Source organism: Ardenticatenales bacterium (assembly GCA_020634515.1).
Taxonomy (GTDB): Bacteria; Chloroflexota; Anaerolineae; order Promineifilales; family Promineifilaceae; genus JAGVTM01.
Genome location: JACKBL010000001.1, coordinates 297,474 through 312,247, shown reverse-complemented (window position 1 = coordinate 312,247; position 14,774 = coordinate 297,474). Strand labels below are relative to the sequence as shown.

The 14,774-nt window shown below is 60.6% G+C and carries 3 protein-coding genes; all 3 read right to left on the bottom strand.

Features of this window, described 5'->3' with window-relative positions:
• Positions 1–10 precede the first annotated feature (10 nt).
• From H6650_01190 to H6650_01180, 3 genes are read right to left on the bottom strand one after another with little or no spacing between them, the layout of a single operon-like run.
• Positions 11–5,668: an SDR family NAD(P)-dependent oxidoreductase gene (locus tag H6650_01190; GenBank protein MCB8950605.1), complete on the bottom strand. Its 5,658-nt coding sequence runs from the start codon at positions 5,666–5,668 to the stop codon at positions 11–13.
• Position 5,669: 1 nt separating this feature from the next.
• Positions 5,670–11,285: an SDR family NAD(P)-dependent oxidoreductase gene (locus H6650_01185; protein ID MCB8950604.1), complete on the bottom strand. Its 5,616-nt coding sequence runs from the start codon at positions 11,283–11,285 to the stop codon at positions 5,670–5,672.
• Between the two features lie 25 nt (positions 11,286–11,310).
• A complete protein-coding gene (locus tag H6650_01180; protein MCB8950603.1) occupies positions 11,311–14,607 on the bottom strand; it encodes an amino acid adenylation domain-containing protein in 3,297 nt (1,098 codons plus the stop codon).
• Positions 14,608–14,774: the final 167 nt, after the last annotated feature.

The window sequence follows — 14,774 nt, the reverse complement described above, 5'->3', positions numbered from 1 at the left end:
GCGGCTGCGCTTACTCGCCTGTCAACATGCCAGCCAGCAGGGCGTCCATTTCCGCTTCAGAAAGTTGGTCGAGATTGGACAGGAGTTGTTCTTCGACCATGATACTGCGCGGCGAGGCCGTAGCGGCGGCTGGCGCGGCGCCTACCTGGTCTTGCAGCAGAGAGGCTATTTCGGCCACGGTCTGGTGTTGAAAAAACTGGTTGGGGGTGAGTTCAATGCCGGCATCTTTAGCCCGCGCCATGATTTGCGTCCCCAGCAACGAATCGCCACCCAATTCAAAGAAATTGTCGTGAACGCCAACCTGATCTAATCCCAGCACATCCTGCCACAGGATGGCGATTTGCTCTTCGGCGGCGTTGCGCGGGGCCACGTAAGGCACGCTCAAGTCGGGGCGGGGGTACTTGTGCGCGCGACCGGGACGCGGCGCGGCATCCATGCGGGCCATAAAACTTTGCGGGTCAAAGGCATTCACTGCGGCAATGGTCGCCGCCAGGTCACGGGTGCTGACGATGACCTGGGGCAGCCAGGCAAAAGCTAACAATCGTTGGAAGGCTTCGACGCCTTCCGCCGGCAAAATCGCCTGACTGAGGTCACGCATGGCCGCCGGGAACGACGGGGGCGGGTCGGCAACGGCGGTCGCTTCGGCGGCGGCACTCTCGACCAGGCGATTGAGGGCCTCGGCGGCCACGCGCTTGACGGCGAAACCGTTAATTTCCACCAACGTCGCCCCCTCGGCATTGGCAATCACGACGTCAATAACCACTGTCTCCTTACTGCCGCCCACGTTTTGTGGCAGCCGCACCAGGCAGTACAGATCGGGGGTAAACGGGGCGTAGACGCGCACGTTTTGATAAGAAAGCGGCAGGTAATTGCCTTCGCCGATGGATTGGATGGCGAAGCTGGTGGCAATGTCCATCAAAGCCGGATGCAGGGCGATCTGTTCCAGGTCGGTCAGGAAAGGTTCGGCCAGACGGAGATGAGCCAGACCTTCTTGATTGCCGGCATAAACAGCCTGCACACATTCCCAACGAGGCCCTACGTCCACAAAATCAGCCATGGCCGCGGCGCGGTCGGAGATGTCTGCCAGATCAACCGGCCGGCAGCGGGCAATGATGGCCGGCACGTCCAGACGCGGCGCGCCGGCAGCGGTCAATGGGCGTACGCGCCCGGTGACGTGATCTTGCCAGCGGGGTCCTCCGCTGCCGTTGATCTGGCTGGCTGCCCGCAGCGTATATGTTTGCTCATCTCCCGACACGGGTTCCAGGGTAACGACTAATTCTCTGCCGGCGTCCGCGCCCACCATAAACGGCATCAGGAAGGTCAGGTCGTCAATTTCGGCGGCAGTGTGACCGGTGTGGTGGCGGAAGGCGGCATAGGCCACTTCGGGATAGGTGGCGCCGGGGATGGTGGGAATGCCGGCAACTCGGTGTTCACCCAATACCCAATGCCGCGCCGGCGTAAAGCGGGTGGTAAATGTAGCCCCATCTTCATCCGCCGGCTGGTAACGAGCCAACAGCGGGTGATTGGTCGGCAGTTCATCTTCATTCAGCTTACCGCCTGACAACGGCTGTCGTTCTGGGCTGGCAGCCATACCCACCTGCTGCCAGGCGTCCCAATTGATAGACAGGGTGCGCTGTCCGCGCAGGGCACTGTTCGCCTGGGCGAAAGCATCCAGAAAGGCATTGGCGGCGCAGTAGTCCACCTGCCCAAAGCCGCCCGTAATGGCCGTAATGGAAGAAAAAAGCAAGAAGAAATCAAGCGATTGATCGGCCAGCAGTTCCTGCAAGATCAACGTTCCGTACAATTTAGGAGCCAATACAGCGGCAGCAGCGGCGGTCGTCTTCAACTGCACAATGCCCGCCCCCGGCACGCCGGCGGCATGAACGACGCCATCCAACCGGCCAAAGCGGGCGCGAATGGTGTGCATCGCCTGCTGCATTTGCGCGCGGTCGCTGACATCAGCAGCCAGCACCAACACGTTTGCGCCCTGCGCTTCCAGGGCTTGAATCTGGCTGATTTTGCGCCGCATTCCGGCCAGAGCCGGGTCGCTGCTGGCTAACCAACCGGGCCACGTTTCGCGTTCCGGCAGGGGCGTGCGGCCGAGCAGTACCAGATTGGCGGCTACGGTGCGGGCGATGAAGTGCGTCAGTTCTAATCCCAGGCCACCCAGTCCGCCCGTAATCAGATACACGCCCCCATCGCGCAGGGGTAGCTGGTCTGGGGTAGGGGAGTCGGGCAGTGGGGCGGGTTCATACACGCGCACCCACCGGTCCGCGCCACGCAAGGCGATCATGTGGGGCTGACCATTGTCTGGTTGGGTGGGGGTAGCATGGAATTCCGCCAGCAATTGATCCAGCAGGCGAGATTCTTGCCAGCTTCCAGCGGCAGGCAACGTTATATCAATGCTCTGACAGGTGAGGGGGGCATATTCCTGGGTGATGACCTGGCAGGGTCCCAGCAAAGTCGCTTTGGCGGGTTCCAGGATCGCGTCGTTAGCCACGGCTTGCATGTTGTTGGACAGGACGTGGATGGTCAACGGGGTCTCGTTTTCTAACCGCCCCAGCGCCTGCGCCAGATAAATCAGGCTATAAAAGCCACGCTGCTGTAACATTATGGCGTGACCAGGTTCGTCGCTGCCCGTGGCAGGCGCGGTGACGCTCCACAGGTGCAGAATGCCGCCGTATGTCGCGGATTGCCCCATGACGGCTTGCAGCAGTTGGTCATAGCCAGCAGGCGCTTCCGGGTTGATGGTGAAGGTGTGGGCGTCGTGGGTCGTGAAGCTGTTGCCGGCAGCAACCGTGATAACCGTGTGCCCTTGTTGGCGCAGGCGCTGCGCCAGACGGTCGCCCAGGGTGTCATCGTCTTTGAAGAGGAGCCAGGTGGTGGGCGCAATGGGCATTTTTGACACAGGCGCAAGCGGCATAGAGCGTTTCCAGGACGGAATGTAGAACCAATCGCTAAGCGGCTGCTTCTGATTCTTGGGGGTCGCCTCTGCCACTGCCGCTTGTTTCCCTGGCTCAATCCAGTACCGCTGCCGTTCAAATGGGTAAGTAGGCAATGAAACCCGGTTGCGCACTTCGTCGCTGTAGAAACCATCCCAATCCACATTCACGCCTGCCAGCCACAACTGCCCCAGGGTAAGGAGCAAGAAGGCCAGATTGGAACCGTTGTCTTGCGGGTGACGCAGGGAGGCGAGGACAATGTGGCTGTCTCTCCTGGCCTCGTGCCGGTTCACCAGGGTGGACAATGTGCGCCCCGGCCCTACTTCCAGGCAAATGCGGTTTGGGTCGCGCAATAGTTCAGCGACGCCGTCGGCAAAGCGCACGGCCTGGCGCAGGTGGGTGACCCAGTAATCAGGACTGGTGGCCTGTTCCGCACCGATCCAACCACCGCTGACGTTAGAAATGAACGGGATTTCTGGCGCGTGGCGGCTGGTCCGGGATACGGCGGCGCGGAACTCAGCCAAAATGGGATCCATCATAGCCGAGTGGAAAGCATGAGAAGTGTGTAGGCGACGACCTTCGATGCCCTGGGCGGCCAGCCGCCGTTCCAGATCGCTAATGGCTTCTTCCGGCCCGGAGACGACGCAGCGGCTGCTCTCGTTGACGGCGGCCACGGAAAGCTGTCCGTTTAGCCATGGTTGGGCGGCTGTTTCCGACAGCGGGAGGGTGAGCATGGCCCCGGCAGGCAGCGATTGCATAAGCTGCCCGCGCTTTGCCACCAGCGCCAGCGCGTCGGGCAGGGAAAAGACGCCGGCCAGGCAGGCAGCCACGTATTCGCCAATGCTGTGGCCGATCAGAGCGTCAGGTTCTACACCCCAGGCCTGCCACAACCGCGCCAGGGCATATTCGGTGACGAAAAGAGCGGGTTGGGTGAGCCAGGTTTGTTGGAGTTGGGCAGCGGCTTCCGTATCGGCGGGAGAAGCCAGCAGCACCCTACGCAAATCCTGCCCCAAATGCGGCTGTAGCAGGTCACAGCATTCGTCCACGACCGCGCGAAAGATGGGTTCCGTGTCATATAACTCCTGGGCCATGTGTGGGTACTGCGCGCCTTGACCGGAAAACATGAAGGCCACAGGACGGGTGATGCCTTGATGGACGGCGGTGCGTGCTTTTTGCGGATCGTCCCCCTCCAGGGCGGCAATGGCGGCGTCGGCGTCGGCAGCCAACACCAGGCGGCGGTGGTTAAAGGGTTGACGGCCGACTTGCAGCGTATACGCTACGTCGGCAAGATTGAGCGCCGGGTGTTGGCGCAGGTGGTTGGCCAGATTGTGGCTCAATCTATCCAGGGCGCTGGCCGTTTTGGCGGAGAGCAGCAACAACTGCGTGGGACGAGAATCGCTGCCCGGCTGCGGCTGGGGCGATTCTTGTAAAATGACGTGGGCGTTGGTTCCGCCAATGCCAAAGGAGCTGACGCCAGCGCGGCGCGGCGTAGGCCCGGCAGGCCAATCGGTGAGTTCGGTGATAACGCGGAAGGGGCTGTGGTCGAAGTCAATCTGGGGGTTGGGGCTGTGGAAGTGCAGGCTCGCCGGAATCTGTTTGTGCTGAAGGGCGAGGATGGCCTTGAAGAGGCTGGTGACGCCAGCAGCCGCATCGAGATGGCCCAGGTTGCTTTTGACGGAGCCAATGCCACAAAATTGGGCTTTATCAGTTTTCTGACGATAGGCTCTGGTTAAGGCGGTCATTTCAATGGGATCGCCGAGGGGGGTAGCTGTGCCATGGGCTTCAACATAGCTAATGGTTTCGGGGTGAATGCCGGCATTCGCCAACGCTTCCACAATCACCTCTGATTGGCCCCCCACGCTGGGGGCGGCATAGCTAACCTTTAAGGCGCCATCGTTGTTGATGGCGGAACCTTTGATGATGGCGTAGATGTGGTCGCGGTCTTCCAGGGCATCCTCCAGCCGCTTAAGGACAATCACGCCCACGCCTGTGTTAAAAATGGGACCACCGCCCTGAGCGTCAAAGGTACGGCAATGGCCATCGGGAGAGGCCATGCCTCCTTCGAAATGCCAGTAGCCAGAACGATCCGTGGCGTGGACGGCAGCCCCGCCGGCCAGAGCCATATCACATTCACCGTTCAACAAACTCTGGCAGGCGACGTGGGCGGCAACCAGCGAGGTAGAACAGGCGCTTTGCACGGTGTGGCTGGGGCCTTTCAGATTCAGCTTGTAGGAAACGCGCGTGGTCAGATAGGAGTTATCATTGCCGATCTGGATTTGCAGCTGGTTGACAGGCGTCATTAGCCGCGGGTTCGAGGCAATGTTCAGCAGTACGTAGGTATCCATGGCCGCGCCGCCGAAAACGCCGACGGGGAAATCCACGCGGGTGGGATCGTAGCCGGCATCTTCTAATGCTTCCCAGGCAGTTTCCAGGAAATGACGATGCTGCGGGTCCATAAAACTGGCTTCGCGGGGATTGTAGCCAAAGAAGGCCGCGTCAAACATTTCCACGGTTTCCACGTAGCCGCCGGCTTTGACGTACTCAGGATTGCGGATCAGTTCCTCGTCTACGCCCATTTCGCGCAGTTGCTCTTCCGTATAGAAGGTGGTGAACTCCTCCGCGTTAACCAGCTTTTGCCAGAATGCGGCCAAATCGGGGGCCTGGGGGTATCGTCCGGCCATGCCGATGATGGCGACGTCATTCGGGCTTATAAATTGCTTATCCACGTTATCTACTCCTTTCACGGCGTGTGCGGCGCTCCGCCTGCCGTTCGCGCCGTCTGGCACCACGGCTTTCGCTGTCGTCCAATGTTGTGTCGGCAGCCGTATCCGGGCTGATCAGGCGGCTGAGGGCGCTAATGGTGGGGCCTTCAAACAGGTTGACAGCCGGGATATGGGTGTTTAGTTGTTTGCTCAGGCGGGAAACGAGTTCCATGCCGATGAGAGAGTCGCCGCCTAATTCAAAGAAGTTATCGTTAACGCCAATTTCTTCGATGCCCAGCATCTCCCGCCAGACAACGGCGATGTTTTGTTCCAGTTCAGAGTGGGGCGCGACGAAGGGCGTGTTGAGATTGGGGCGAGGGCCTCCAGGTGCGACAGCCGTGCCACCTATCTGCCGCGCTTCTTGCAGCCGATCCTGCACGACCTCGTCGGTATACTTAATGGAAGCAACCAGGTCGCGTACGGAGACGATCACCCGCGGGGCCACCGCGTGGCCGAGAATGCGACCCAGGGCGTCCGCGCCTTCGGCGGGGCTGATTTCCCGACGAGCGTTGTCGTCATCAGGGGAGGGATCCACCGGGGCGGCGTCGGCCAGGGCGACATCCGCCAGGGCGCGGATTTCGGCGCCAGGGTCGTTGACGCGCTTCTGGGTGAAGCGTTCAATCTCCACCAGGCCATACCCTTCCTCATCCATGAGTACGATATCAAAGGTGATAGTTTCCTTATCGGGGCTGTCTTCAACGCGGAAGCGAGCGTAGCTGTAGATTTTGGGCTTTAGGGGAGCTTTGATCGTCAGGCTATTGTAGGTCAGCGGTAAATAGTGGTCATCGTGGGCCAGGAAGTTTTTGGCAATGCCGGCAGCGCGATCCAGCAACGCCGGGTGAAAAACCATTTCTTCAAAGTCGCGGTGGAAAGCATCCGGCATGTGCAGTTCAATCAGCACTTCGTTCACGCCCAAATGCACCCGTTGTACGCTGTGCCAACGGGGACCGAGGTCTTCTTCGCGCTCTTCTGCCGGCAAAATCAATTCCCGCACGTTGCATTTCCGGCGGATAGCGGCGATGTCATATTTACGTAAAGGGCCGGCAGGGCGCAAACGCACGCGACCGGCGGTAAAGACACGCTCGCTGCTGCTGGCAGCGCCCTTGCCAGCCTCATCGCCGCGGATAGAGAAGGCGTATTCCCCTTCCCGTTTTTCCAGGAGCAGGCGCACCTCGCGTACCTCGCGGTCGCGCACGCGCAGCGGGGCCAGGAACAACGCTTCACGAAACTCCACGAAATAGTCCCGCGGGTGTACGTCCAGGGCGGCGCGCACCATTTCAAAGTAGGCGACGCCGGGAATAACAGGATGGCCCAAGATGCGATGCCCATCCAACACCCAATGTTTGTCTACGCTGTAGTCGGTGGCGAACAACTGCCACGCATCTGTCTCTTGCAGACATCGTTCCAGCAAGGGATGGTTGATCGGGCGGGCGGAAGGCTGGGGCGACGCAGCCCCATTCACCGCCGACGCACCCGGCGTCGGTCGTTGTCCGGGGGGCACAGCCATGCCCACTTCATCCCAGGCGCCCCAGTTAATGGACGTTATAAACTGGCCTGTCTGGGCATGTTGATAGCGGGCAAAGGCATCCATGAAGGCGTTGGCGGCGGTGTAATCCACCTGGCCAAGACGACCAATGATGGAAGTGAGGGAGGAACAAAGCACGAAGAAGTCGAGGGGCTGCCCTTGCAAAGCCTTGTAAAGGGCGCGCGTGCCCTGCATTTTGGCGGCGAGGACATTCTCTATCACGTCCGTCGTCTTGAGCTGGATCAGGCCACCTGCCGGCACGCCGGCAGCATGGATGACACCCTGCACAGGCGATCCCCAGGCCGCCTGTACGTCCCGCAGCAACTGGCGCATTTCCGCTTCGTTGGTCACGTCGGCTTGGGCAATCCACACCTGGCTGCCCTGCGCCTCAATTTCTTGTAACTGGCGAATCTGGCGGACGGTGGGGTTGGTGCTGTCATGCTCGGCCAGCCAGGCGGGCCACCGGGCGCGGGGGGGAAAGGCGGAGCGCCCTGTTAAGACCAGGCGCACCGGCTTCTGGCGGGCGAATTGATGGGCAAAGGTGAGGCCCAGGCCGCCGAGACCACCGGTGATGAGGTAGATGCCGTCGGCCTTCAGGCTGGCGCGGCGGGTGGTCAGCGATTGTGGTTGGTAATGCTTGACCCAGCGGCGACCATGACGATAGGCGGTGAAAATGCCGGCATCCATCTGATCCGGTTCACGCAGCAAATGTGCCAGCAGGCGCTCCGCCTGCCAGGGCGCGGTCAGCGGCCAATCAATGTCAATGGAACGACAGCGCACCTGTTTGTATTCGCGGGGGATCACCAGACACGGCCCTACAAGTGTTGCTTTTTCCGGGTAACGCAAGTCGCCACCGACAACTTCTTGCATGTGGTTAGAGATTATCAGCAGTTGGATCGGGTTGTCCGACTGCCGGCGGCCAATGGCCTGAGCCAGGTACGTCAAGCTGTGGAGGCCCCGTTGCAACGTTTCCTGATCAGACAAGGCCTCGTCACTGACACTCCAGCCATGCCAGATGGTGTGCGGCATGGCGGCTTGCGTCGCCAACGCCGCCAGCAAGGCGTCGTAGTCTGGGGCGTGCCGCGGGCGAATTTCATATTCCGTGCGGGAAAGGGCGCGAAAAGCGGAGCCGGGGCGAACGAAAATGGGCTGCACGGACGCGGGCAACTGCCGCGGCAAGTGCCGCTCCCAGGCGGCGGCGAAAGCATCACGCTGGAGGAAGAAAAGCCAGTTGACCTTTTCCGCCGAAGACTGTCCAGAACGCGGTGACAGCGGCGCTTCTTGCCATAACGGGAGATAAAACCAGTCGGCCACGTCTGTTTTCTTCCGCAGCAAATCCTGGTATATCGTCTCGGAGATGCCGCCGCGGACATGGGGCAGGTCAACCCAGCAGCGTTGGCGCTCAAAGGGATAGGTAGGCAGAGGGAGGCGATGCCGGCATTCCCGGGCATACAAAGCGGCCCAATCCACCGACACCCCGGCCAGCCACAACTGCCCGATTGTGTTCAGCAAAAATCGTAGGGACGGATGCGGCTCTTGGGGGTGGGGTAGCGTGGCATACATGAACTGGTTCGGCTGCTTATCTGGATGCCAGCGGGCAATCGTACGCAGCGTGCGCCCTGGTCCGACTTCCAACAAAACAGCATCTGGATCGCGCAGCAGTTCGGTCAGGTTATCGGCAAACCGCACCGTCTGGCGAATGTGGCGCGCGTAGTAATCGGGATCCGTTGCATCGTCCGACGTGATCCAGCCGCCGGTAACGTTTGACAGATATGGGATTTGCGGCGGGCGCAACGTTATCTGGCCGACGGCGGCGCGGAAGGCATCCAGAATGGACTCCGTTGCCCGTGAGTGGAAAGCATGAGACGTATGCAGGCGGCGGCAGATGATCTTCTCGGCGCTCAACGCCGCTTCTAGCGCGTCTATCCGCGCCACAGGCCCGGAAAGAACGCATAAGGCCGGTCCATTGATAGCCGCCAGGTCCAGGCCATCTTTTAGATAAGGTTGCACGGCGGCTTCGGCCAGGGGTACGGACAACATGCTGCCCGGCGACAGCGATTGAATCAGGCGACCGCGCAAAGCGACCAGTTTCAGCGCGTCTGGCAGGGACATGACGCCAGCCAGGCAGGCGGCAACGTATTCGCCAATGCTGTGTCCGACCATTGCTTGCGGCTGTAACCCCCAAGATTGCCAGAGGCGGGCCAGCGCATATTCAATAACGAAGAGGGCAGGTTGGGCGTATTGGGTCTGTAGCAGTGCCTCGCTGGCCCATTCTTCCGCTTCCGGAGACGGATAAAGAAGCGCGCCTAAATCGACGTCTAGCAGGGGACGGAGCAGGGCCAGGCATTCATCCACGACCTGGCGGAAAACGCTCATTGAGGCGTTTTCATACAGTTCGCGCCCCATCTGGATGTGCTGCGCGCCCTGGCCGGGAAACATAAAGGTGACGCGGCGTTGTTCTGGTTCCTGCACATGAGAAAACACGCGGTCGGGGGCCAGTGTCCGCAGCATGTCGATAGCGTCGGCGGCGCTCTGCACCGCCACCATGCGGCGGTGGGTGAAGGCCTTGCGCCCCACCTGCAAGGTATAGGCCACATCCGCCAGATTGACCTGGGGATTTTGCTGCAAATACGCCGTCAGGTTGGCGGTGGCCCGTTCCAGAGCGGTCTCCGACTGCGCCGAGAGGAGCAGCAGTTTCCAGGGAAGACCGGTATCGGAGGGTGGGCGTGGGGGCGCTTCCTGCAACACCACATGGGCATTGGTTCCCCCCAGACCAAAGGCGCTGACGCCAGCGCGTCGGGGCGTATCCGCTGGCGTGTTCCAGGCGCGTCGTTCCGCGTTAACGAAAAAGGGCGTTTCGGCAAAGCGGATGAGGGGGTTCGGCTGTTGGAAGTGGAGGCTGGGGAGCAGCGTCTGCCGCTCCAGGCTGAGGGAGGTCTTGATCAGACCGGCGACGCCGGCAGCCGTGTCCAGGTGGCCGACGTTACCCTTAACGCCGCCTAGAGCGCAAAATTGTTTTTGGTCGCCGCTGCCGGCAGCCTCAAAAGCGCGGGAGAGAGCGGCCACTTCGATAGGATCGCCCATGGGGGTGGCGGTTCCGTGGGCCTCGACATAGCCGATGGTGTCCGCCGTGATCCCGGAGAGGGCGATGGCGGTTTCGATGACCTGGGCCTGATAGTCTACGCTGGGAGCGGTATAGCCCACTTTGATGTGGCCATCGTTGTTAATGGCGGAACCAAGAATGACGGCATAAATGTGATCGCCGGCTTCCAGGGCGTCTATATACCGTTTGAGGACGACAATGCCGGCGCCGCTGCCGGCAACGGTCCCCTGAGCCGCGGCATCAAATGGACGGCAATGACCATCCGGCGAACCAATGCCCTGCTCGTGATAGAGGTAGCCCGCGTTTTGTGGATGGCTGATGGTCACACCGCCAGCCAGGCACATATCCGACTGGTAGGTGAGTAAACTCTGGCAGGCCAGATGTACGGCCACCAGGGACGTGGAGCAGGCTGTCTGCACATTCACGGCCGGGCCATGTAGATTGAGCTTGTAAGCCACGCGAGTCGCCAGATGGTCATTCTTGTTGTGGATGAAGGCCTGGAAGGTCTTGATGGATCCCTGCAAATAACCGTTGGCAGCCAGGTTGTACATCAGATACGCATTGGCTCCGGCGCCGGCAAAGACGCCGATGGCGCCGGGGAATTCGTCGGGCACATAGCCCGCATTTTCCAATGCCTCCCAGGCGCACTCCAAGAAAAGGCGGTGTTGCGGGTCAGTAAGGGCCGCTTCACGCGGTGAAAAATCAAAGAAGGCGGCGTCAAATCGGTCAATATCCTTGAGGATGGCTTTAGCGCGGACATAGTGAGCAGCCTGACGTTCCTCAGGGTCAATGAGCGCATGTTCCAGCTCATCATCGCTGAAAAAGGTGACGCACTCCTGGCCATCGTATAGATTGCGCCAGAATTCAGCAATGTTCGCCGCCCGCGGGAAACGTCCGGCCATGCCGACAATGGCAATGGCTGTGGTGGGATCGGGAATAACCAATTTATCCATGTGTCTTTCTTTTTACAGTGATTTCTCACCGCCCTCGCTGTGTTCGTTTTTGCGCCAACTGTTGCTGCCGCCGCAGCGCCTCTTTTTGGCGGCTGGCGCGGTCCTGCACCTGGCTGCCGTGTCCGTCATCAGTGTCGCTGCCGGAGAGGTAGGTGGTCAGAGCCAGCACTGTGGCGTAGCGGTACATTTCCACCAGCGGAAATGATTTTTGAAAAGCGGCTTGCAGTTTGTCGTACACATTGACCAGCAGCAGCGAATGTCCACCCAGGTCAAAGAAGTTGTCGTTGATGCCTATCTTGTCCACGCCAAGGACGTCTTGCCAGATTTCAATGATGGTGCGTTCCACATCGTTGCGAGGAGCCACGTAGACGGCGGCGGCGACGGAGTGGGTGTGGGGCGCGGGCAATGCCTGGCGATCTACCTTGCCGGTTGGCGTGAGGGGGATATGCGGCAGGCGCAAGATGTAGCGCGGCAGCATGTATTCAGGCAGGCTGCGGCGCAAGAACTGGCGCAGTTCCTGGGTGAGTTCGGCGTCGTCGTTGCTGTGAGCGTCGCTATCAGCGACGACGTAAGCGACCAGATAATCATCTGACCCGGTAGTGTGCAACAAGGCCAGGGCATCGCGCACCTGGGGGTGGCGGCGCAGGGTGGATTCAATCTCGCCCATTTCAATACGCACGCCGTGCAGTTTGACCTGATGGTCGGTCCGTCCCATATAGAGCAAATGCCCGGCCGCGTCCCATTGTCCCAAATCGCCGGTGCGGTACAGACGGTCCCGCGGATCGGGGTGGAATGGGTTGGGAACAAATCGCTGCGCCGTCAGTTTGGGCTGTGCCAGATAACCACGGGCAACGCCAGCGCCGCCGATGTAGATTTCGCCAATGGCGCCGGTTGGTACCGGCTGCATGGTCTCATCAAGGAGGTAGACCTGAACGTTGGCCAGGGGGCGGCCTAGTGCCGGATGGTCAGGGACGTCGCGCACAGCGCAGGCGGTCGCGTTGACAGTGGCTTCGGTGGGGCCGTAGACGTTCACAAACCGGATTTGTTCGCTGCCGGCAAGTTGTATCCAGGTTTGGTCGTCAATGGCCTCGCCCCCAATGAGGACGAGGGCAGGGGCTGTTTGCGTGAGCAAGCCGGCGGAGAGGAGTTGCTTCAGCAGGGAAGGGGTGGTGTCCAGAACATCCAGTTGGTAGGTGTTCATGAGTTGAAGAAAGCGGGGCGGATTGATGCGCGCTTCTTCAGGAATGATGCAGATGGTGTGTCCATTGGCCAGTTGCACCCACTGTTTGACGGAACCGTCAAAGACGAAGGGGGCGTTGAGGCTGACACGTAGGGGTCTGTCGCCTAAGTGCCGCGTATAGGGCTTGTAGATGGCTTCGTCGAGGGCGGCTGCCAGGTTTGCCAGGGAAGCATGACAGATCATGGCGCCTTTGGGCCGCCCCGTGGAGCCGGATGTGTAGAGGACGTAAGCCAGGTCCCGAGGGGTGATAAGGGTTTCTGGATCGGTTACGGGAAGCTGGGAGAGTTTTTCCTGGTGAGCGTCCAGGGAGACAATCTGGCAAGATGCCGGCATGATGCCCGTCGCGGCGGCGTCCGCCAGCACCGCCGCCAGTTTTGCTTGCGTGACAACGATCTCCGCCTGCGCCTGAGACAGGATAAAGGCGGTGCGCTCCGGGGGGTATATGGGGTCCAGGGGCAAAAATGCGCCGCCCGCTTTCAAAATCCCGACGATGCCAACTATCAGGTCCAACGAGCGCAGCAGGCAAAGGCCGACAACTGTCGGGCCGACAACTGTCGGGCCAACAACTGTCGGGCCAACGCAACTGTCGGGGCGCACACCCAATGATTGCAGGTAGTGGGCCAATTGGTTGGCGCGCGCGTCCAATTCGGCATATGTCAGCGTTTGCTCCAGGTAACGCACGGCGGGCGCGTCCGGCTGCCGTCGCACCTGATGGGCAAACAGGTCCAGAAAGGTGTCGTTGGCACGAGGCCGGGTTGTATCGTTGAACGCTACGACCAGCCGCTGTCGTTCGGCGGGGCTGAGCAGCGGTAGCCGGGAGACAACGGCAGCCGGGTTGGCGGCGATGCCTTGCAGCAGGGTGGTCACCTGATCCGCCAGGAGCGCGGCATAGGCGGTATTGATGGTTTTGGGGTCAAGCCACAGAGTGAATTGGAGTGTGTCACCGCCCTGCGGCGGGTTGTGCTCTGGCCGGGCGATCAGTTTGAGTTGGAAGTGGCTGACCTGGCTGGCAAATGTGCGTGGGGTGAAGGTTATGCCGGCATATGTCTCCACCGTGGCACCTTCTTCCCAGGCAAACTGGTAAGGCAGCGGCGACAGGTCAGCGTAATCCTGCCAATCAAAGGCTTCGATGACGCGCTCATTGGTTAGAGCCAGTAGCCCGGCGAAGGGCGTTTCCGGCGTCCAGGTGGTGGTTAAGGGCAGATAACGCTCAAACAGCCCTAGCGCTTCGCCTAACCCCTCATAGCCGCGGCCATCGTAGGCCGTCCCCACGGCCATTTCCCATACCCCACTCAACCGCGCCAGCAAAAGCTGCCAGGCAGTCAGGAGAACGACGGGGAGCAACGTGTCATGGTCAGCGGCGATTTGCTCCAGATGGCGGGTCAATTCGACGGGAATAGTCCAGGTATGCGCCCGCGGGGCAAACGGACCGGCAGCTACGACAGCGGCCATAAAGGGCAGGCGATGCTGGGGAATGGTTTGTTTTTCCCAATAGGCGCGGCCACTGGCGGTGTCATCCGAGGCCAGCAGGTCATTGAAAATGGCGGCAACGTCGGCGTATTGGAAGGCGGCGGCAGTGGGCGGCTGGCCAGTGCGGCGGCGCTCGTAGTTGTGCCCCAAATAGGTGAGCATGTTGCGCAGGCTGACGGTATCAGCCAGAAGCGCCGGCAGCTTTAATGCCAGTGCGTATTCCTCCTCTCCCGAACAAAACAGCGTCGCTTGCAGCAGCGGCCCGGCGGCCCAATCCACTATCAAGGGCGCATCCAGGTGGAGACGGATCGCTTCCTCTTGCGCGGCTGCCGGCAAATCGGTGAGATCAACTTCCTGCCAGGCCGGAGAAGCGGCAGCAGCCACCGATTGTAGTGGCTGCGCGAGACCAGGCGGCACAGGAAAGGTGGTGCGGAGGATTTCAAATTCAGCGACCAGGTCGGCCAGGGCCAGACGGAGCGCGGTTGCATCCAACTTCCCGGTCAATGTCGCCAGGCAGGCAGCTCCAAAAATCGATTCGGTCTCTTCCTGCCACAGCCATATCTGCTTTTGTTGCGGCGAAAGACGAAACCCTTGTGTAGTTGGTGACAGCATAATTACCTCGTGTAGAGATGGGTATTGGCCGGCGCGGAACCCGCAAGTATCTGAATCAGACGCTTGCCAGGGACAGCCGCATAGGGCGACTTTTGCGCTTCTTCGTTGCCGTGAAGATTTATGACGATGGGAGGAGCAGGCCGTGATTTCAGGCCATGTCCTTTCAG